The following is a 19855-nucleotide window of genomic DNA, read 5'->3' on the forward strand; positions in this document are numbered from 1 at the left end:
TGCGCCGCGCCATCGACGGCCATGTCGGCGACAGCGTGCTGCGCAGCTTCGAGCAGCGCGACCTGGTGGGCCTGGCGATCTACGATTCCGGTGCGCGTTGCTTCTACAACACCAAGCACCCGCTGCATCGCCCGGAAGATCTCAAGGGCCTGAAACTGCGCGTGGCCTCGTCGGACATCTTCCTCAAGCTGATGCGCATGCTGGGTGCCAATCCCACCCCGATGTCGCTGGGCGAGACGTTCTCGGCGATGGAAACGCACATGATCGACGGTGCGGAAAACAACATGCGCAGCTTCCAGTCCAGCCGGCATTTCGAAGCCGCGCATTACTGGTCGCAGAGCGAGCATTCCTATGCGCCGGACATCCTGGTGATGTCGCGGCAGAGTTTCGAATCGCTGCGTCCGGACGATCGCGCTCTGGTGGTGGAACTGGCACGCGCCTCGGTACCGGTGATGCGCAATCTGTGGGATGCCTCGGAGACCGTGGCGCGCAAGCAGGTGATCGATTACGGCGTCAAGCTCAATCAGGTCGACATGCCGGCGTTCCGCGCCGCCGCCGCACCGCTGCTGGCCGAATACCGCAAGCAGCCGGAGATCGAAGCGCTGTACCGCCGCATCCGCGATTTTGCATAGAGGTGACCCGATGACCGAACCCGAGACCGTCGCCGTCCCGGTCGCGCCGTTGCAGCGCGCGCTGGACCGCGTTTCCGATACCGCCGTTGGCGTGGCATCCATCGCGCTGCTGGGCCTGGTGGTCGTGCAGGGCTGGCAGGTGTTCACCCGCTACGTGCTCAACGACTCGCCCAGCTGGACCGAGCCGGTGACGCTGCTGTTGCTCAGCACCGCCCTGAGCCTGGGCGCGGCCGCCGGCGTGCATACCAACCGCCACTTCGGCTTCTACCTGCTGGGCGAACACGTGCCGCCGCTGGTGCGCAGGGTGTTCGACCTGATCCGCCCGTTGATGATCATGTCCATCGGTGCGGTGCTGGCGTGGTGGAGCGCGGCGCTGCTGCTCGATGGCCTGGATATCAAGATGGCCGGCGCGCAGATGCCGCAGAGCATCAACTACCTGCCGCTGTCGATCGGCGGTGCGCTGATGGTGATCTTTGCCTTGTACAAGCTGTGGCGTGTGCTACGCCCGATCCAGGCCGGAGGAGTGCGCTGATGGGCATTGCGATGTTGTTGGGAACCTTCGTGGTGCTGCTGCTGATCGGCGTGCCGGTGGCGTATGCGCTGGGCGCGGCCGCACTGGCCACGCTGCTGTATCTGGACCTGCCCACGGTGGTGCTGGTGCAGCAGATTTCCGCCGGCAGCGGCTCGGCCTCGTTGATCGCCATCCCGTTGTTTATCTTCGCCGGCGAGCTGATGCTGCGCGGCGGTATCTCCGAACGCCTGATCGCGCTGGCCTCCTCGCTGGTGGGGCGCGTGCGTGGCGGCCTGGGCCAGGTCAGCGTGCTGTCGTCGCTGTTCTTCGGCGGCGTATCCGGTTCGGCGATCGCCGACGTTTCGGCGGTCGGCGGCACCATGATCCCGCAGATGATCAAGCGCGGTTACGACCGCGACTACGCGGTCAACGTGAGCATGACCGCCGCGCTGGTGGCGTTGCTGGTGCCGCCCTCGCACAACCTGATCCTGTTCTCGGCCGCGGCCGGTGGCGGGCTGTCGATCGCCGACCTGTTCGCGGCCGGTATCTTCCCGGCGCTGTTGATGACCGCGGCGATGATGGTCACCGGCTATGCGGTGGCGCGTCATCGCGGCTACGGCACCGAGCCGTTCCCCGGCTGGCGCGCAGTGGCGCTGCGCCTGATCGGCGCGTTGCCGGGCCTGGGCCTGGTGGCGTTGATCTTCATCGGTATCCGTGCCGGCATTTTCACCGCGGTGGAGAGCGCGGCGATCGCGGTGGTGTACGCCTTGATCGTCACCGCGCTGCTGTATCGGCAGCTGCGGTGGGCCGAGTTCTTCGCCGCGGTGACGCACGCGGCGCGCACCACCGGCGTGATCCTGTTCGTGATCGCCACCGCGGCGGTGTTCGGCTGGTTGCTGGCCTACCTGCAGGTGCCGGCGGCGGCGGTGAAGTTCCTGCAGGCCATCGCCGACAGCAAGAACACGGTGCTGCTGATGATCGTGGTGATGCTGTTGCTGCTGGGCATGTTCATGGACCTGGCGCCGAAGATCCTGATCTGCACGCCGATCTTCCTGCCGGTGGTCAAGGCCTACGGCATCGACCCGATCCATTTCGGTCTGGTGATGGTGCTGGCCGGCGGCATCGGCCTGATCACCCCGCCGATCGGCTCGGTGCTGTTCATCGGCACCTCGATCGGGCAGATCACCATCGCCCAGAGCATGCGCACCATCTGGCCGTTCTGGCTGGCGGCCCTGGGCGTGCTGCTGATCGTGGCGTTCTTCCCCGAACTGTCGCTGTGGTTGCCACGCGCGCTGCGCGCGTAAGTGCCCGCGATCCCGACTGCGTCCGTCAGGTGGGCGTGGTCGATGCGTGGCAGCGGCCTGCACGGCGCGTGCGATGCGATGTCCGCGCGCCGCGCCTCGCCCGACAAACGCCTGGCGACGTTACCGGCGCGCTGCCCGGCGTTGCTGCTGGCAGGTAGTTCCGCCCTCATCCAGGCGGCCGACGCTCCAGGCGCTGGCCGTCGTATCGCCCCGCCGAGCGGGGACTAGGAGCAAGCATGCGTGTGCGTATCGCTTCAACCCGTTTGCGTTGGCTGCTGGCCGGCGGCCTGCTGCTGTGTGCCGGGCTCGCTGCCGCGGCCGACTGGAAGCGCGGCATCGAGCACCAGCGCATCGCCGACCAGGGCGACGGCACCTTCCTCAACCCGGTGCTGGCCGGCGATCACCCCGACCCGTCGGTACTCAAGGACGGGCAGGACTACTACCTCACGCTGTCCTCGTTCGATGCCTACCCGGGCCTACCGATCTGGCATTCGCGCGATCTGGTCAACTGGCAGCCGCTGGGCCATGCCATCACCCAGAACGTCGGCGCGATCTGGGCGCCGGACCTGATCAAGCACGGCAAGCGCTATTACATCTACTTCCCGGCGCGCCGTGGCGACCAGGGCGAGCGCAGCAACTTCGTGGTCTGGGCCGACGACATCAAGGGCCCGTGGAGCGCGCCGATCGACATCGGCCTGGGCAAGTACATCGACCCGGGCCACGCAGTGGGCGAGGACGGCAAGCGCTATCTGTTCCTGAGCGGTGGCGATTACGTGCAGCTCTCCGATGACGGCCTGAAAGTGGTCGGCACGCCCAAGCACGTCTACGACGGCTGGAAATACCCGGAAAGCTGGGACGTGGAAGGCTACGCGCAGGAAGGCCCCAAGATCACCCGCCACAACGGCTGGTACTACATGACCACCGCCGTCGGCGGCACCGCCGGCCCGCCGACCGGACACATGGTGATCACCGCGCGTTCGCGCTCGATCCACGGCCCCTGGCAGAACGCGCCCAACAACCCGATCACCCGTACCAGGAGCGCTGACGAGCCGTGGTGGTCGCGCGGCCATGCCACCCTGGTGGAAGGCACCGACCAGCGCTGGTGGATGCTCTACCACGGCTACGAACACGGCTACTGGACCCTGGGCCGGCAGGCCTTGCTGGACCCGATCGAGTGGACCCCGGACGGCTGGTTCGTCGCCAAGGGTGGCGACCTGGGCACGCCGCTGAAAAAGCCCAGCGGGCAGGCCTTGCCGCATGGGCTGGCGCTGTCGGACGACTTCCGCGCCAGCACGCTGGGCCCGCAGTGGGCGTTCTTCAACCCGGCCGCCGACGAGGCCAAGCGGCTGCAGGTCGGCGATGGCGTGTTGCGCCTGCAGGGCAAGGGCAGCGCCCCGCGCAACGCCTCGCCGCTGACGGTGATCGCCACCGACCAGGCCTACCAGTTCGAGGTGCAGATGACCGTGGCACCGGGCGGGCAGGGCGGGGCGCTGCTGTTCTACAGCGACAAGCTCTATGCCGGCGTGGGCAGCAATGGCGAGAACTTCGTCATGCACCGCTACGGCGAGGAACGCCCCGGCACGCTGGCCCCCAGTGCGACCGGTGGCACCTTGTGGCTGCGGGTCACCAACAACCGCCACATCGTCACCATCCATAGCAGCACCGACGGCACCACCTGGACCAAGTACCCGGTGCAGATGGAAGTGTCCGGCTACCACCACAACGTGGCCGGCAAGTTCCTGGCCTTGAAGCCGGCGCTGTATGCCGCCGGGCAGGGCCAGGTGGAGTTCCGCAACTTCCGCTACCGCGCCCTGGACTGACCGTTCTGCATCGCCGGGCATGCCGCCGTGCTGCCGGCTGCGGCGCGTCCTGCACGGCGGGTTCGGGGTGGCGGCAGGCTTCGCTCAGGTCTGCCGGCCGTCTGGCCGGTAGAATCCAATCAACTTCACTGGTTGACCGCTATGCCCGCCCGCAAGATGCCTGAAGAGGGAATGCCCGGCCTGCCGAAGGGCAAGGTAGCCACGATCAACGACATCGCGCGGATGTCGGGCGTGTCCAAGAAGACCGTGTCGCGAATCATCAACAACTCGCCGCTGGTGCGGCAGGACACCCGCGAAAAGGTCGAGGCGCTGATGCGCGAGGTCGGCTACGCGCCCGACCCGCTGGCGCGCGGGCTGGCGTTCCGGCGCTCGTTCCTGATCGGCATGGTCTACGACAACCCCACCGCGCAGTACATCGTGGACATGCAGTACGGCGCGCTGGACGCGCTGCGCGGCTCCAGCTTCGAGCTGGTGGTGCACCCCTGCGACAGCCGCAGCCCCGGCTACATCGAAGGCGTGCGCCGCTTCGCCCAGGCGCAGAAGCTGCATGGCGTGATCCTGGTGCCGCGCGCCTCCGAGGACCAGGCGCTGGCCGACATGCTGGCCGAGATCGGCTGCCGCTACACCCGCATCGCTTCGGTCGCGCTGGACACCACCTCGCAGACGGTGATCACCCACGACCGCGACGGCGCCGCTGAGGCCGCCGATTACCTGCTCTCGCTCGGCCACCGTGACATCGCCCTGGTCACCGGCCCCAGTGCCTACCGTTCCTCGATCGAGCGCACCTCCGGCTTTGCCGACGCGCTGACCCGGCGCGGCATCGAACTGCCGCCCGAGCGCATCGTCGAAGCCGGCTACACCTTCGAATCGGGCGTGGCCGCGGCCGAAAAGCTGCTGCTGGGCAAGAAGCGCCCCACCGCCATCTTCACCGGTAACGACGAAATGGCCGCCGGTATCTACAAGGTCGCGCTGCGCGCCGGCATCAGCATCCCGCGCCAGCTGTCGGTGATCGGCTACGACGACAGCTCGCTGGCCTCCCGCCTGTGGCCGCCGCTGACCTCGGTGCGCCGCCACACCCGCGACACCGGCCGCACCGCCGCGGCGATGCTGATCCAGCCCGACAACGCCCCGCAACTGCCCACCGCCAGCGTGCGCCCGCACCTGATCGTGCGCGACTCCTGCCAACCGCCGGAGGATTGAGCGAGGTCAAAGCCCAGGCAAGGGGACGCCAGGCGAGCAACAAAGCCCCTCTCCCGTCGGGGCGAGAAGGCACGGCTTGCGCGCCATGGGCGCGCGTGCCTTGGAGCGCCCGCGCCGCCAGCGCGGGCCGGGGCGCGGGGCGGGGCGGGGGTTGGGGCGGCAGACAGCCATCTGAGAAAGCTCAGCCATGAGCTGAGGGCACATAAGCCTCCACCCGACCAATCAAGCCCCGCATCCAACACCGCGCGCAGCCTCGTCCCCTCATCCGGCGCAATGCGCCACCTTCTCCAGAGGGGAGAAGGGATTCCCACGCTGCCACGCCGCCATGCGGCTATCGTGCACTGCGCAATGACACCGGTTAACCAGAGTCGGTAGAATGGCCCGGTGCAAGCCAATCCCCCCGCGCTTGGCACCGGAGATCGCGCATGTCCCTGTACTGCAAGACCCACTACGCCACCCATCCCGACGCCATCAAGGGCGCCAGCAACGACGACCTGCGCGAGCTCTATCTGCTCGATGGCCTGTTCGTCGACGATGCGGTCACGCTCAAATACACCCACTACGAGCGCTTCGTGCTCGGTGGCGCAGCACCGCTCGGCACCACGCTGGAACTGCCCAGGCAGACCGAACCGGCGTCTGCCGCCGGCCATCCGTTCCTGGAGCGCCGCGAGCTGGGCATCCTCAATGTCGGCGCCGGCACCGGCAGCGTGACCGTGGACGGCACCGTCTACACGCTCGGGCCGAAGGACGGCCTGTACGTGGCGATGGGCAGCACCGATGTCAGCTTCGCTTCTGACGATGCCGCCAACCCGGCCAGGTTCTATCTGGCCTCGACACCGGCGCATGCGCGTTTCGAGACCAAGCAACTGTCGATCAAGGATGCCGTGGCGCTGGAGCGCGGCGCGCTGGAAACCAGCAACGAGCGCACCATCTACCAGTACATCGTGCCGACCACCTGCCAGTCCTCGCAGCTGTTGCTGGGCCTGACCGTGCTCAAGCCGGGCAGCGTCTGGAACACCATGCCGCCGCATCTGCACGACCGCCGCAGCGAGGTGTATTTCTACTTCGATCTCGGCGCCAATGACCGCGTCTATCACTTCATGGGCGAGCCGGACGCGCAGCGCCACATCGTGATCCAGAACAACGAAGCGGTGGTGTCGCCGCCATGGTCCATCCACATGGGCGCCGGTACCAGCAATTACGCCTTCATCTGGGCGATGGGCGGCGAAAACCTGGATTACACCGACATGCACGTGCTGGACATCTGCCAGCTCAAGTAAGGCCATGCGTGCCGGGCAGCACCGCACTCACCGCGTCGATGCGCTAGCGCCATCGACGCGCCAGTTCCACCCCATGCCAGCGGCCGCGCATCGCGCGGACGCACGCACTCATCCAACGTGGCACACCCAGCAGGAGCGATAAGGTAATGAGCAATCCGTTCAGTCTCGAAGGCAAGGTCGCACTGGTCACCGGTGCCAACACGGGCTTGGGCCAGGGCATCGCGCTGGCACTGGCGCAGGCCGGCGCCGACATCGCCGCCGCCGGCATCCAGGCGCCGACCGAGACCGAGGAACTGGTCAAGGGACTGGGCCGCCGCTTCGTCGCCATCCAGGCCAACCTGATCAGCGTCGAACCGGTCGAGCGCATCCTCAAGGAAACGCTGGACGGCCTGGGTCGCCTGGACATCCTGGTCAACAACGCCGGCCTGATCCGCCGCACCGACGCGGTGGATTTCAGCGAGCAGGATTGGGACGACGTGATGAACGTCAATCTGAAATCGGCCTTCTTCATGGCGCAGGCCGCCGGCCGCCACTTCATCGCCCAGGGCAGCGGCAAGATCATCAACATCGCCTCGATGCTGTCGTTCCAGGGCGGCATCCGCGTGCCGTCCTACACCGCCAGCAAGTCCGGCATCGCCGGCATCACCCGCCTGCTGGCCAACGAATGGGCCAGCAAGGGCGTGACCACCAATGCCATCGCGCCCGGCTACATGGCCACCGACAACACCGCCCAGCTGCGAGCCGACCAGGACCGCAACAAGGCCATCCTGGACCGCATCCCGGCCGCGCGCTGGGGCGTGCCGGCCGACCTCGGCGGCACCGCGGTGTTCCTGGCCAGCAGCGCCTCGGACTACGTCAACGGCGCCATCATCCCGGTCGACGGCGGCTGGCTGGCACGCTGAGTCAAACCTTCTCCCTCAGGGAGAAGGTGCCCGAAGGGCGGATGAGGGCCGGCAGGCACGTACATGACCAGACGCGTGCCGCAGCTCCGACAAGACCTTCAGCACCTGATCGCTCACCGACAAGGCACCTGAAAAGCGAAGCAAGACCGCATCCAGGCGCGCACACCAATCAACTCCACAGTCGACACAACTTCCCCAAACCAATCGGAGCATCCCCATGAAAATCGCACTCATGAATGAGTTCAGTCAGGCCGGCAAGAACCCGGTGATCCTGCAGCAGCTCAACGACGTCGCCGGCGAGCAGGGCCACAGCGTCTTCAACGTCGGCATGGACGGCGACGACGACCACCGCCTGACCTACATCCACCTGGGCATCGTCGCCAGCCTGCTGCTGAACTCCAAGGCCGTGGACTTCGTCGTCGCCGGCTGCGGCACCGGCCAGGGCGCGATGATGTCGCTCAACGCGCATCCGGGCGTGTTCTGCGGCTATTGCATCGAGCCGACCGACGCCTACCTGTTCGCCCAGGTCAACAACGGCAACGCGCTGTCGCTGGCATTCGCCAAGGGCTACGGCTGGGGCGCGGAAATCAACGTGCGCTACATCTTCGAAAAGGCCTTCAGCGGCGAGCGCGGCATGGGCTACCCGGCCGAGCGTCGCGAATCGCAGGCCGCCAATGCCGGCATCCTGACCCATGTCAAGCAGGCCACCGCTAAGTCCTACCTCGACGGCCTGCGCGCCATCGACCCGGAGCTGATCAAGCAGGCCGTGGGCGGCGAGCGTTTCCAGCAGTGCTTCTTCGACAATGCGCAGGACGCCGAGATCCGCAACTTCGTCGCCGGCGTGCTGGGCAAGCCCGAAGCCGCCGCCGCAGCAGCATAACGGCCTAAAGCCCTCCTCCCGCGGGGTGAGAGGGCACTGTTCGCGCGCCACTGGCGCGCGTGCCTTGGAGCCCGCGCTGCCGGCGCGGGCCGGGGCGCGGAGCGGGGAAGTGAGGCCGCGGCCTGCCCTGAAAGGGGAGGCTTGAAAGGCTTGAGACGACAGTACGGCCGTCCAACATTTCCTGTGCCGCCGCACCCTCATCCGCCCTTCGGGCACCTTCTCCCGATGGGAGAAGGAACAGCGTCGCGCACTCAGCATTTTTACCGGAGCCCACCATGCGTCTGCTGCTGTTCGCATTGCTGCTGCTCTGCGCAAATGGCGCCCGCGCCGACCCACACCGCATCTTCATCGCCGGCGATTCCACCGCCGCCGAATACGGTGCCGAACGTGCGCCGCAGGCAGGCTGGGGCCAGATGCTGCAGGAGTGGTTCGACCCGGCGCAATGGCAGGTGCGCAACCACGCCAAGGGCGGCCGCAGCACCCGCAGTTTCATCGCCGAAGGGCGCCTGGACGCCATCGCCAAGGACCTCCGTGCCGGCGACGTGCTGCTGATCCAGTTCGGCCACAACGACGCCAAACACGAAGATCCAACCCGCTACACCGACCCGCAGGGCGACTATCAGCAGTTCCTGCGCCGCTATATCATCGCCGCGCGCGACAAGGGCGCCACGCCGATCCTGATCACGCCGGCCGCCCGTCTGCTCTACGACTTCGGCGCGCTGCTCGACACCCACGGCCGCTACACCCTGGCCATGCAGCAACTCGCCGCGCAGGAACACGTGGGCCTGATCGATCTCAACGCCAGTTCCAGCGACTGGATCCGCGCCCTCGGCGAACAGGCGGCCAGGCCGTACTTCCTGTTCGTTCCCGAACAAGGCAAAGCCGACGGCACCCACTTCAGCCGCGCCGGCGCCACTGCCGTGGCGTGCCTGGTCGTGCATGGCTGGATGCAGCTGCAACCCGCTCTCACGCCACAGCTGCGCCGCGATGCCGATTGCGGCGCAGCTCCCGACACCGCCATCCAACGCGCGGCGCAGGCGCATCCCTCGTTGGTGGTGCACGAACGCGATCTCGCACGCCCGCAACCCGGCCCGCACGGCGGCGCCGGGCCGACCATGGCGTATCCGTTCTTCGCCGACGCACCGCAGTTGCCGTTCGTGCTGCGCAAGCGCGTGCTGCACAAGGGCGCCGGCATCGGCCTGCATCTGCACGACAAGGACGAGATCTATTACATCGTCAGCGGGCGCGGGCTGTACGCGCTGGATGGCAAGCAGTACCAGGTCACTGCCGGCGATGCGCTGCTGACGCGCCCGGGCAGCACCCATGCCTTGCAGCAGACCGGCGATGAGCCACTGGTGCTGCTATTGGCCTATCTCGCCAAGCCGGCAGGCTGAGATAGGCCCGGTGCGTCGGTAGCGCGTTGCGGGTGTGGACGATGCGCGATGCCGGCTGTGAGCCATGCGCGTCATTGCACGCGTGCTTACGCCTTGTCGACCCCGTAGTGGGTCAGGCCCAGCCGGGCCAGTTCGCCGGAGCGGCGGTAGTAGACCTCTTCCCAGCCATCCACGCGCTGGCGATCGGTCTCGCTCATCGCGTCGAGAATGTCTTCGATGCTGAGCAGGTTGGGGTCTTCTTCCAGGCGTTCGAATACCGTGCCCAGGCCTTCGATCGCCTGGCGCGCCTGCACCGCGCCCATCGCGCCCAGCCCCTGCAATGCGTCACGCCGGGTAGCGGCGTCCCAGCGGTCGAAGTAGCGTGCATAGCCGCTCTCGCTCATGTCCGCATCCAGCCGCGCCAATGCCACCAGTTCGCGCTCGCCCGGTGACAAGGCATCCATGCGTCCGCGCAGCGCGGTCAGTTTGGTTTGCGCGCGTGCGCTGCGTCGGCGCCACAGCAAATCGGGCATGTTGAGCAGCCCCTCATCCGTGGGCGGCGCCACCGCCGGCCAGTTCACCCCGAAGCCGTCGTCGGTGAGCTGCCATTGCGCGCGTTGCGGCGGCGTTGCCTTCAACAACAGCCGCTGCGCCTTGATCGGCTCGTCGATACGGATGCCGTTGGCCAGGGTGAACAGCAGGCGGGTGTCGTCCAGCTCCAAGCGCCGGATGCGAAGCTGCGTCAGGTCCATTGAGCGAAGGCGGTATGGGGAGGTTTGACCATAGTCTGCGTCGGCGATGGTGTCGAGTCGGTGCGGCCTCACACGTCGCCGTCTGTACTCCAGCCTTCGCCGCTGCCGCGCTGGATGACCCGATCCGTGTCCAGCACCTCGCCGGCCGGCACCTGCGCCTGCTGCGCAAGATCGGCATAGATCGGGGTGAAATCCGGCGCGGTGGCGCTCATCAACTGCGCAAAGCTGTCGATGACGAAGTAGGTCTTCTGGAAGCTGTCGATGCGGTAGCGCGTGCGCATGATGCGTTGCAGGTCGAAGCCGATCCGGTTGGGCGCCAGCGATTCCAGCGAATGCAGCGATTCGCCCTTCGACGACACGATGCCGGCACCAAAGATGCGCAGCCCCTGCGGTGTGGCGATCAGGCCGAATTCCACCGTGTACCAGTACAGGCGGGTGAGGTTCTGCAGCGCGTCCGCGCCGATGCCGTGCGCCTTGACCCCGCCACGGCCATAGGCCTGCATGAAGTCGGCAAACAGCGGATTCATCAGCAGCGGCACGTGCCCGAACAGGTCATGGAACAGGTCCGGTTCGGCGATGTAGTCGATCTGATCGGGGCGGCGGATCCACCACGTCACCGGGAAGCGCTGGTTGGCCAGATGCTCGAAGAAATCCAGCTCCGGCAGCAGGCCCTGCACGCCGACCAGGGTCCAGCCAGTGGCCGCCTGCAGCACCGCATTGAGCGCATCGAAACGCGGAATGTGGGTCTCGCCCATGCCCATCGCATCCTGCGCCTGCAGGAACTCGTCGCAGGCGCGGTCGACCAGCAGCGCGCGCTGGCGGCGATACAGGGTGCCCCAGGTGGCATGGTCGTCGGCGCTGTAGCCATCCCACGGCTGCTCGACCACGGCGGTGGTGTAGACCGGCACATAGCCCTTGTCGGTGAGCTGATTCTCGACGCGTTGCGGTGCGATGTTCATGCGGCGGCGGTTCCCGATGATCAGCGCTCACCTTAGCCGGATGGTCGCGCAACGGGATTGCGAATCTTGCGTGTCCGATGCTTCCGGGCGCAAGATTCGTGCGTCATCCTCTGCTGCTGCGCAACATATGGACCAGCCAATCGCCCTGGACCGCACCGATCTACGCCTGCTCGCCCTGCTGCAGACGCAGGGCCGCAGCAGCAATGCGGAGCTGGCGGTGCAGGTCAATCTGTCGGCCTCGGCCTGCCTGCGCCGCACCCAGCGGCTGGAGGCGGCCGGCATCATCGCCGGCTACGGCGCACGCCTGGATGCCAAGGCGCTGGGGCTGGGGCTGCAGGCCTTCGTGCGCGTGCAGCTGGAGCAGCACGGCCAGGCCGATATCGAACATTTTGCCGACGGCGTGCGCGGCTGGGACGAGGTGGTGGCCTGCTGGGCGCTCACCGGCGACATGGATTACCTGCTGCAGGTGCAGGTGCGCGACCTGGAGCATTTCTCGCGCTTCCTGCTCGACCGCCTGCTCAATGCGACCGGCGTGTCCGACGTCAATTCCAGCTTCGTGCTGCGCACGGTGAAGGCACCGGAAGGCCTGCCGCTCTCGCATCTGGGCTGATCCGGCGGGCTGCGAGGCAGGCACGCGTGCACTGTGACTTGCCTCTCAAACGATAACGATTTACATTTGCGTAACATCCGGCTGCGCCCGGCATGTCTTCTCGTCGATCCGCCAGCCCGACAGGGCCAGCCAGCTCGTCGCCCGAGTGGGACGCGCCGCGCATGCCTGCGTTTTTTGCCCGGTGACGCCGCGCGTCCCGCACCGATCGACGAGAACCCTCCAATGCCCGCGATTTCCGCCCCCCTGGCCACGTTGTCCGCTGCCTTGCTATGCGCGTTGGCGCTGACGCCCAGCGCTGCCCGTGCCGACAATGCCGCCGCCGATGCACGCGATGCCAAGACGCTGGACCAGGTCAACGTCAACGGTGCGGTGAGCCGCGCGCAGCCGGCCACCACCACACGCCTGCCGCTGACCTTGCAGGAAACGCCGCAGTCGGTGAGCGTGATCGGGCTGCAGCGGCTGGAAGAGCAATCGCTGTTCAGCATCGACGATGTGATGCGCAACGTCACCGGCGTCAACGTGTCGTTCTACGACACCCAGCGCCCGCTGTATTTCGCGCGCGGCTTCCAGATCACCGACTTCCAGGTCGATGGCCTGCCTACCTACAGCGGTGCGACCAACCAGGAATACGACACGGTCTTCTACGACCGCATCGAGGTGATCCGCGGCGCCAACGGCCTGCTCACCGGCGCCGGCATTCCCTCGGCCACGGTCAACCTGCTGCGCAAGCGCCCGGGCAAGGACTTCGATGCCTCGTTCGCAGTCAGTGCCGGCACCTGGGATTTCCGCCGCATGCAGGCCGACGTCAATGCGCCGCTGACCGAAGACGGGCGCTGGCGCAGCCGCGTGGTCGCGGCCTGGCAGGACCGCGATTACTACTACGACCGTTACCACGACAACAAGATGTCGGGCATGACGGTGCTGGAAGGCGACCTGACCGACAGCACCACGCTCACCGTCGGCTATCAGCGCCAGGACAACACCCCCGTCGGCTCGACCTGGGGCACGGTGCCGTTCTTCGCCGCCGACGGTTCGCCGGCCAACCTGCCGCGCTCGACCAACATGGCGCCCAAGTGGAGCCGCTGGCAGCGCGAGACCAGCACCGCCTTCGCCAACCTCGAACAACGCTTCGGCGAGGATTGGCTGCTGCGCGTCAACTACGCGCATACCAAGGGCGATGTGCAGAGCCTGCGCGTTTACGGCACCGGCTATCCGGCCGCCGATGGCAGCGGCATCTTTCTGCGCACCGGCGCCGGCGAAACCAGCGACGCGCGCGATGGCGTGGACGTGTACCTGTCCGGCGGTTTCTCGTTGTTCGGCCGCCAGCACGATGTGGTGGTCGGCGGCAGCTGGCAGGATCTGCAGTCGACCTCCTACGGCGTCGCGCAGACCTATCCCGATGACTGGGCGAGCTGCCCTAACGACTTTGGCCCGCCCGAGCGCTGTTATTTCATCCCCAATATCCGCAACTGGGATGGCGATATTTCCGAAGTGACCTATGCGCGGACCGGCCGCCGCAGCGAAGCGCGCACCACGCAGCGCGGCGTGTATGCCTCCACCCGGTTGCGTCTGGCCGACCCGCTGTCGCTGATCGCCGGTGCACGCCTGAGCTCCTGGGAAACCCGCACCCAGGCCTTCAATGCCAGCGGCGCCTACACCGGCACCAGCGGCCGGTACGAGGTGAGCGACGAAGTCACCCCGTATGTGGGACTGGTCTACGACATCGTGCCGGATGTGTCGCTCTACGCCAGCTATACCGAGATCTTCAACCCGCAGAATTACCGCGACAAGGACAACAACCTGCTCGCCCCGGTGGAAGGTTCCAACCTGGAAGCCGGCATCAAGGCGCAGTTGTTCGACGGCCGTGCGATGGCCACCGCCGCCGTGTTCGAGGCCAAGCAGGACAACTTCGCCGTGCGCGACATGACCCAGCCGGAATCCTCGCTGCCGGACGGCAATTCGGCCTACATCGGTATCAACGGCACCAAGAGCCGGGGCTGGGAAATGGATTTCAACGGCGAACTCCTGCCCGGCTGGACCGTCAATGCCGGCTTTACCCACGTCAAGGTGACGCGCCCTCCCACCGATGCGATCTACGCCAACCTGCCCGAGGATTACCTGCAGCTGTCCACGCAGCTGCGCCTGCCCGGCGCCTGGGAGCGCCTGAGCATCGGCGGCGGCGTCAGCTGGCAGAGCGCGGTGCGCGGCTTCAATATCCAGCGCCCCACCGGCGACGGCACCGGCGCCACCACGCCGGTGACCGTGGTGCAGAACCCGTATGCACTGGTGCACTTCAACGCCAACTACCTCATCAGCGAGCAATGGACCGCCACGCTGGCGGTACGCAACGCCTTCGACAAGACCTACTGGGCCAACCTGGATTACCAGAACTACGGCGAGCCGCGGTTTGTCAGCCTGTCGTTGCGTTGGCGCTATTGAGGCGTTGCCGATGAAGCGGATGCGTTACCGGTAAGGCATCGCGGCCAGGGCCGCTCCTACAGGAGTGGTGCTGGCCGCGCCGACATAGCCGATACACCCGCCCCTGGTAGGAGCGGACCCGGCCGCGACCCCATCCCGCCTCAGCGCACCTGAAAAAAATGCCCCGCCGTCGTAGGAGCGGCCCAGGCCGCGCCCCCCTCCGCGACACATCTCAGCGCAGCCGAAAAGAACGCCGCCCCGGCCGCGACCTCGTCCGGCACACCCTCGGTGCATCAACACAAGGCATCCAACAACGCAGTCGCCCTACGCATCGGCTTTAAAAATGCGCGTGTCTCGGAACAGGCGCCCACGCCCGCTCAGCTCCGCATGACCTCGCGCGGCACCCGCATCAGCTGCACATCGCCTCGCACCGCCTTTGCCTCACGGCGCCACGCAGGCCTCGTCCTTGCCGCGCAGTTTCTGCCAGCGCGAGCGCTCTTGCAGGCAGCGCCGATACGCTTCCGCCTTGGCGGCGGCAGCCTGCTCGGCGGCAGTGCGGGTGGCGCTGCTGCGCTGCGCCTGCAACTGCGCGATCTTGGCGCGGATCTGCGGCATCGCCGCCATCGCCGCACGCTCGCCTTCCAGGATGGCCGCGCCACGCTGGTTGAAATCGGCCGAGCCGATGTCGTTGACCTTGGGGCGGATCACCACATCGGCACGCTTGAGTTCCGCCTCGCCCAGGCGCTGGCCCATGATCGAGATCGATTGGTTGACGGTGCCGAGCAGATCGCCGGGATTCTTGCCGCTGGCCTTGCTGGAGATATCCACCGCCACCACGAATTCCGCACCGAGCTGGCGCGCCGCATCCACCGGCACCGGGCTGACCACGCCGCCGTCCACATAGTGGTATTGGCCGATGGTCACCGGCTCGAACACGCCGGGAATGCTGCTGGATGCGCGCACCGCCTGGCCGGCATTGCCGCGCACGAACACGGTGCGTTCGCCGTCTTCCAGCCGCGTGGCGACCGCCGCGAACGGCTTGCGCAACTTGTCGATCGGCTTGCCGCCGAGCTGTTCGTTGACGTAGTCCTGCAGCTTCTGGCCCTGCACCAGGCCGCCGGAGAAGATCCGCACATCGCGGATGCTGGTCTGGTCGAGCGCGACGGCCTTTTCCTGCATCTGGAACGCATCCATGCCGCTGGCATACAGCGCCCCGACCACGCTGCCGGCGCTGGTGCCCGACACCACCACCGGCGCAAAACCGTTGGCCTCGAGCATCTTGATCACGCCGATATGCGCAAAGCCCTTGGCCGCGCCGCCACCGAGCGCCACGCCGATCTTGACCGGTTTGACCGCGCCGGCAGACGGTGCCTGCACCACCGGCGCCGGTGCTGCCGGGCGCGGCTCGCCACCGCAGGCCGAGAGCAGACCGAGCATGGACAACAGGGCAAGCGAGCGTGGGCGGCGGAGCGCAGTCATGGCGAAAACGTCGATGGGAAAGGCGAGGGAGAATACACGCGTGCCGTCACGGTGGCGCTGATGGTAGGCGTGCGTGGAGATTGTTCAGAACGGCATCGTTTGCAGGCGTTGCACTGCCTTGTCCCGGCAAGAAGGGCGAGCCGGTTCGTTCGGGCGATGACCGCAGCCACCTGCACGGGCCGGGGGCGCGGAGCGGGGGGGAGGGTAAGGAGCGAGGCCACATGGGATCGCAGCAGGCTTCGCCGGTCCCCTCATCCGGCGCGACGCGCCACCGTCTCCCGGCAGGAGAAGGGTGCCCGCACACCCGCCTGCCGCGTCACCCCATCAAAATCGGTTGTCGCCATCCAGCAACCTTCCCAGGCCGCCCAGCACCGAGCCCTCGCCGCGTTGCTGGCCGCCGGCCTGTGGGGCGGCCTGCAGCATGCGGCCGGCCATGCGCGAGAACGGCAGCGATTGCAGCCACACCTTGCCGGGGCCGGTGAGGGTGGCCAGGAAGACGCCTTCGCCGCCGAAGAACATGCTCTTCAGCCCGGCGACGCGGCGCACGTCCATGTCCACACCGGCGTGGTAGGCGACCACGCAGCCGGTGTCCACATCGATGCGTTCGCCAGGGCCGAGTTCGCGTTCCACCACGGTGCCGCCGGCATGCACGAAGACCCAGCCGTCGCCTTCGAGCTTCTGCATGATGAAGCCCTCGCCGCCGAACAGGCCGGTGAGGATCTTGCGTTGAAACGCGATCCCCAGCGACACGCCGCGCGCGCCGGCCAGGAAGCTGTCCTTCTGGCAGATCAGTTGCCCGCCATGCTCGGACAGGCGCAGCGCCAGCACCGTGCCCGGATAGGGCGCGGCGAATGCGACCCTGGCCTTGCCGCTGCCGGCATGGGTGAACACGGTGGTGAACATGCTCTCGCCGGTGACCACGCGTTTGCCGGCCGACAGCAGCTTGCCCATCAGCCCGCCGCCGCCGCTCTGGCCGGCATGCGAGCCGTCGCCGAACACGGTGTCCATCTGCACCGCGGCGTCCTTGTACATCAGCGCGCCGGCCTCGGCGATGGCGCTTTCGCCCGGGTCCAGCTCGACCTCGACGAACTGCATGTCGTTGCCGACGATGCGGTAGTCGATCTCGTCGGCGCGCCCGGCCGCGCCGGTCAGCGGCGGCGGCAGGCCGCTGCCGCCCTGCAGCTCGGCCAGCTGGCGGGCCGGCGTCCAGCCATCGAGTCCGTCGCGCCAGGCCAGCGCGTCGGGCTGGCGCTGGGCATGCGCGCGGGCGCTGGCATCGTCGAGCGGGCCGATGCGATCGGCCTGTCCGGGAACATGGAAATACCACTGGGCCATCGGGACGACTCCTGTCTGTGCGTGCGCCGAGTCTAAGCGCAGCCGCGGTGACGGCGTCCCGTGTCCAAGGTCATGCCCGGAAGGTACGGTTGGGCGCGGTTGTGGGCTGTAAGGAGCGCGTCGCTGCCGGCTGTCGTCGCGCAGCTTGCGCAGGGTCCCCGGCCTGCGCGCACGGCAGGGGGGGGGCGCTTACTCGCCCACCGTCGCCCAATAGCGCTCGCCGTCGCGCTGCACCCGCACCGGGCCACCAAACACGTCCGACAGGCTGGCGTCGGTGAGCAGCGCATCGCGCGGACCATCGGCCACGACGGTGCCGGCACGCAGCAGGATCACCCGCGCGATCTCCGGCACGATTTCCTCGATGTGATGGGTCACCAGGATCAGGGTGATGCCTTGCCGGGCCAGGTGACGCATGGTGTCGAGCAGGTGCTGTCGCGCCACCAGGTCCAGGCCGGTGGACGGCTCGTCCAGTAGCAGCGCCTGCGGGCGGTTGACCAGTGCGCGCGCGATCAGCACGCGGCGGGTCTCGCCGGCCGACAGTTCGGCAAATTGCCGGTCCAGCAACGGCAGCGCGCGCGCCAGGGCCAAGGCCTCCCGTGCCCGCGCGCGCATGTCGTCGCTGATCTCGCGATGCGGTGGCACCACATAGCTGGCGAAGAAACCGGACAGCACCGCGCTTTCCACATCCAGCCCCGGCATGTCGGCCAGGTTGACGCTGAGGTCGCCAGTGACGATACCCAGCTGCGAGCGCAAGCGATCCACCTGCCAGCGCACCTGCCCGAGCACTTTCACCGCGGCCTGGCCGTCGGCGCGCACCAGCGGATACAGCTCGCGGGTGATCAGCTTGATGAAGGAGGATTTGCCGCAGCCATTGGGGCCGAGGATGGCGGTGTGCTGCCCCAGCGCGATGCGCAGGCTGAGCGCATGCAGCACGCGTACCTGGCCGCGCATCACGCTGGCCTGGTCGAGCTCGATCAACGGGATGGCGTTGGCAACAGCAGCAGGATCGGTGGACATTTCGGCAGTAACCGTCATACGGGTGACATCAGGCGCAGTGGGGAAGGGGAGCGTGTGAACCGCTTTAGAAATGTAGGGCGCACCCTACGCATCCGGAGGGTGAAGTTTGCCGCCATCGCCCCCATCATGTCTCCATCGACCCAACCCGATGGCGCCGCTGTGGAAATGCCGATGTTGTCCGACCCGATCATCGACCTTCTGACTTCCGGCGTGGCCGGGCTGGGCGTATGGGGCATGCTGGCGGTGCTGCTGGTGTTCACCCAGCTCACCATCTTCGCAGTGACCTTGTACCTGCATCGCAGCCAGGCCCATCGCGGTGTGGACTTCCATCCGGTGGTGGCGCACTTCTTCCGCTTCTGGACCTGGCTGACCACCTCGATGATCACCCGCGAATGGGTGGCAATCCATCGCAAGCATCACGCCAAGGTCGAGACCGAGGAAGACCCGCACAGCCCGCAGACCAAGGGCATCAGCCAGGTGTTCTGGCGTGGCGTGGAGCTGTACCGCGAAGCGCGTGCGCAGCGTGCCGACATCGAGCAATACGGCAAGGGCGCGCCCACCGACTGGATCGAGCGGCATCTGTACACCCCGCATGCCAATGCCGGCCCGATCGCGTTGCTGGTGATCAACGCGGTGCTGTTCGGTTTGCCCGGCATCGCGCTGTGGGCGATCCAGATGGCGTGGATTCCGTTCTGGGCCGCCGGCGTGGTCAACGGCCTGGGCCACTGGTGGGGCTATCGCAATTTCGAGTCGGCCGACACCTCCACCAACCTGACGCCGTGGGCGCTGTGGATCGGTGGCGAAGAACTGCACAACAACCATCATGCGTTCCCGAGCTCGGCGCGGTTTTCGATGCGGCGCTGGGAGCTGGATATCGGCTGGGTCGCCATCCGCGGGCTGCAGGCGATCGGCCTGGCCAAGGTGCTGCGGGTGGCACCGTCGCTGGACATCCGCCCCAACATCGCCGTGCCCGATGCCGACACGCTCAAGGCCCTGCTCTCGCATCGCTTCCAGGCGATGACCGATTACCAGCGCAATGTGTTCACCCCGGCGCTACGCGAAGAGGCCGCGGCCACCGGCGCCAAGTTGCGGCAGCTGTTGCCGCGGCGGCTGCGCAAGGGCCTGGTCGATGACGGGCGGTGGCTCAAGCCCGATGCGCGCGCGCAACTGCAGCACTGGGTGGCCGAGCGCCCGCGCATGCGCACGCTGGTCGAGTACCGCGCACGCCTGACTGCAGTGCTGGAGGCGCGCAGCCACGATGCGTCCGAACGGCTCAAGCACCTGCAGCAGTGGTGTCACGAAGCCGAAGCCAGCGGCAATGCCGCCTTGCAGGCCTATGCGGCGCGGTTGAAGGGTTATGCGCTGAGTGGGTCGTAATCGTCG

17 protein-coding genes are annotated in these 19855 nt (G+C 67.3%); 12 read left to right on the forward strand and 5 right to left on the reverse strand.

Annotated elements, in window-relative coordinates:
• The 9 genes from dctP to AC1KVE_RS14900 form a co-directional block, all read left to right on the forward strand.
• The coding region (gene dctP, locus AC1KVE_RS14860; RefSeq protein ID WP_481093066.1) for a TRAP transporter substrate-binding protein DctP at positions 1–632 on the forward strand (632 nt) is incomplete at its 5' end.
• Between the two features lie 10 nt (positions 633–642).
• Positions 643–1164, forward strand: coding sequence for a TRAP transporter small permease (locus tag AC1KVE_RS14865; RefSeq protein ID WP_016901233.1), 522 nt, complete (start codon positions 643–645; stop codon positions 1162–1164).
• Positions 1164–2447 (forward strand): TRAP transporter large permease, encoded by a 1284-nt coding sequence (locus AC1KVE_RS14870; RefSeq protein ID WP_016901232.1) that lies wholly within the window; start codon positions 1164–1166, stop codon positions 2445–2447. Before AC1KVE_RS14865 ends, AC1KVE_RS14870 begins: the two co-directional genes overlap by 1 nt.
• A 236-nt stretch (positions 2448–2683) precedes the next feature.
• Positions 2684–4267, forward strand: coding sequence for a family 43 glycosylhydrolase (locus AC1KVE_RS14875; RefSeq protein ID WP_053051811.1), 1584 nt, complete (start codon positions 2684–2686; stop codon positions 4265–4267).
• A 141-nt stretch (positions 4268–4408) separates the two neighbouring features.
• Positions 4409–5467, forward strand: a complete 1059-nt coding sequence (locus AC1KVE_RS14880) for a LacI family DNA-binding transcriptional regulator (RefSeq protein WP_024939515.1) — start codon at positions 4409–4411, stop codon at positions 5465–5467.
• Positions 5468–5892: 425 nt separating this feature from the next.
• Complete coding sequence (gene kduI / locus AC1KVE_RS14885) at positions 5893–6747, forward strand: 5-dehydro-4-deoxy-D-glucuronate isomerase (protein ID WP_016901229.1); 855 nt, start codon at positions 5893–5895, stop codon at positions 6745–6747.
• Positions 6748–6893: 146 nt separating this feature from the next.
• The gene (kduD, locus tag AC1KVE_RS14890) at positions 6894–7649 is read left to right on the forward strand and encodes a 2-dehydro-3-deoxy-D-gluconate 5-dehydrogenase KduD (RefSeq protein ID WP_016901228.1); all 756 of its coding nucleotides are present in this window, start codon (positions 6894–6896) and stop codon (positions 7647–7649) included.
• 217 nt (positions 7650–7866) lie between these two features.
• A complete protein-coding gene (locus tag AC1KVE_RS14895; protein ID WP_184432611.1) occupies positions 7867–8529 on the forward strand; it encodes an RpiB/LacA/LacB family sugar-phosphate isomerase in 663 nt (220 codons plus the stop codon).
• Between the two features lie 275 nt (positions 8530–8804).
• Complete coding sequence (locus AC1KVE_RS14900) at positions 8805–9923, forward strand: cupin domain-containing protein (protein ID WP_184432609.1); 1119 nt, start codon at positions 8805–8807, stop codon at positions 9921–9923.
• Positions 9924–10009: 86 nt separating this feature from the next.
• Here AC1KVE_RS14900 and AC1KVE_RS14905 read toward each other — a convergent pair whose 3' ends face one another.
• Positions 10010–10654 (reverse strand): DMP19 family protein, encoded by a 645-nt coding sequence (locus tag AC1KVE_RS14905; protein WP_184432607.1) that lies wholly within the window; start codon positions 10652–10654, stop codon positions 10010–10012.
• A 68-nt stretch (positions 10655–10722) separates the two neighbouring features.
• Positions 10723–11613 carry a phenylalanine 4-monooxygenase gene (phhA, locus tag AC1KVE_RS14910; protein ID WP_039814301.1) on the reverse strand — a complete coding sequence of 297 codons (891 nt, stop codon included), beginning with the start codon at positions 11611–11613 and terminating at the stop codon, positions 10723–10725.
• A 127-nt stretch (positions 11614–11740) separates the two neighbouring features.
• Here phhA and AC1KVE_RS14915 point away from each other — a divergent pair, with 127 nt between their 5' ends.
• Positions 11741–12223 carry an Lrp/AsnC family transcriptional regulator gene (locus AC1KVE_RS14915; RefSeq protein ID WP_016901223.1) on the forward strand — a complete coding sequence of 161 codons (483 nt, stop codon included), beginning with the start codon at positions 11741–11743 and terminating at the stop codon, positions 12221–12223.
• Positions 12224–12445: 222 nt separating this feature from the next.
• Positions 12446–14662 (forward strand): TonB-dependent siderophore receptor, encoded by a 2217-nt coding sequence (locus tag AC1KVE_RS14920; RefSeq protein WP_184457736.1) that lies wholly within the window; start codon positions 12446–12448, stop codon positions 14660–14662.
• A 420-nt stretch (positions 14663–15082) separates the two neighbouring features.
• Here the strand turns inward: AC1KVE_RS14920 and AC1KVE_RS14925 are convergent, their stop codons facing one another.
• The 3 genes from AC1KVE_RS14925 to AC1KVE_RS14935 form a co-directional block, all read right to left on the reverse strand.
• On the reverse strand, positions 15083–16120 hold the full coding sequence (locus tag AC1KVE_RS14925; RefSeq protein WP_016901221.1) for a patatin-like phospholipase family protein: 1038 nt from the start codon (positions 16118–16120) through the stop codon (positions 15083–15085).
• A gap of 324 nt (positions 16121–16444) precedes the next feature.
• Positions 16445–17455 (reverse strand): TIGR00266 family protein, encoded by a 1011-nt coding sequence (locus AC1KVE_RS14930; protein ID WP_016901220.1) that lies wholly within the window; start codon positions 17453–17455, stop codon positions 16445–16447.
• Positions 17456–17644: 189 nt separating this feature from the next.
• Positions 17645–18490, reverse strand: a complete 846-nt coding sequence (locus tag AC1KVE_RS14935) for an ABC transporter ATP-binding protein (RefSeq protein ID WP_016901219.1) — start codon at positions 18488–18490, stop codon at positions 17645–17647.
• Between the two features lie 153 nt (positions 18491–18643).
• Here AC1KVE_RS14935 and AC1KVE_RS14940 point away from each other — a divergent pair, with 153 nt between their 5' ends.
• Positions 18644–19849, forward strand: a complete 1206-nt coding sequence (locus tag AC1KVE_RS14940) for a DesA family fatty acid desaturase (RefSeq protein ID WP_016901218.1) — start codon at positions 18644–18646, stop codon at positions 19847–19849.
• The last annotated feature ends 6 nt before the right edge of the window (positions 19850–19855 follow it).

It is taken from the genome of Xanthomonas sp. NCPPB 2864, assembly GCF_056675615.1.

What these genes read in the sequence shown, in the direction of transcription:
- AC1KVE_RS14865 (WP_016901233.1), top strand. Translation starts at nt 643, where the DNA reads ATGACCGAACCCGAGACCGTCGCCGTCCCGGTCGCGCCGTTGCAGCGC.
- AC1KVE_RS14870 (WP_016901232.1), top strand. Translation starts at nt 1,164, where the DNA reads ATGGGCATTGCGATGTTGTTGGGAACCTTCGTGGTGCTGCTGCTGATC.
- AC1KVE_RS14875 (WP_053051811.1), top strand. Translation starts at nt 2,684, where the DNA reads ATGCGTGTGCGTATCGCTTCAACCCGTTTGCGTTGGCTGCTGGCCGGC.
- AC1KVE_RS14880 (WP_024939515.1), top strand. Translation starts at nt 4,409, where the DNA reads ATGCCCGCCCGCAAGATGCCTGAAGAGGGAATGCCCGGCCTGCCGAAG.
- kduI (WP_016901229.1), top strand. Translation starts at nt 5,893, where the DNA reads ATGTCCCTGTACTGCAAGACCCACTACGCCACCCATCCCGACGCCATC.
- kduD (WP_016901228.1), top strand. Translation starts at nt 6,894, where the DNA reads ATGAGCAATCCGTTCAGTCTCGAAGGCAAGGTCGCACTGGTCACCGGT.
- AC1KVE_RS14895 (WP_184432611.1), top strand. Translation starts at nt 7,867, where the DNA reads ATGAAAATCGCACTCATGAATGAGTTCAGTCAGGCCGGCAAGAACCCG.
- AC1KVE_RS14900 (WP_184432609.1), top strand. Translation starts at nt 8,805, where the DNA reads ATGCGTCTGCTGCTGTTCGCATTGCTGCTGCTCTGCGCAAATGGCGCC.
- AC1KVE_RS14905 (WP_184432607.1), bottom strand. Translation starts at nt 10,654, where the DNA reads ATGGACCTGACGCAGCTTCGCATCCGGCGCTTGGAGCTGGACGACACC.
- phhA (WP_039814301.1), bottom strand. Translation starts at nt 11,613, where the DNA reads ATGAACATCGCACCGCAACGCGTCGAGAATCAGCTCACCGACAAGGGC.
- AC1KVE_RS14915 (WP_016901223.1), top strand. Translation starts at nt 11,741, where the DNA reads ATGGACCAGCCAATCGCCCTGGACCGCACCGATCTACGCCTGCTCGCC.
- AC1KVE_RS14920 (WP_184457736.1), top strand. Translation starts at nt 12,446, where the DNA reads ATGCCCGCGATTTCCGCCCCCCTGGCCACGTTGTCCGCTGCCTTGCTA.
- AC1KVE_RS14925 (WP_016901221.1), bottom strand. Translation starts at nt 16,120, where the DNA reads ATGACTGCGCTCCGCCGCCCACGCTCGCTTGCCCTGTTGTCCATGCTC.
- AC1KVE_RS14930 (WP_016901220.1), bottom strand. Translation starts at nt 17,455, where the DNA reads ATGGCCCAGTGGTATTTCCATGTTCCCGGACAGGCCGATCGCATCGGC.
- AC1KVE_RS14935 (WP_016901219.1), bottom strand. Translation starts at nt 18,490, where the DNA reads ATGACGGTTACTGCCGAAATGTCCACCGATCCTGCTGCTGTTGCCAAC.
- AC1KVE_RS14940 (WP_016901218.1), top strand. Translation starts at nt 18,644, where the DNA reads ATGTTGTCCGACCCGATCATCGACCTTCTGACTTCCGGCGTGGCCGGG.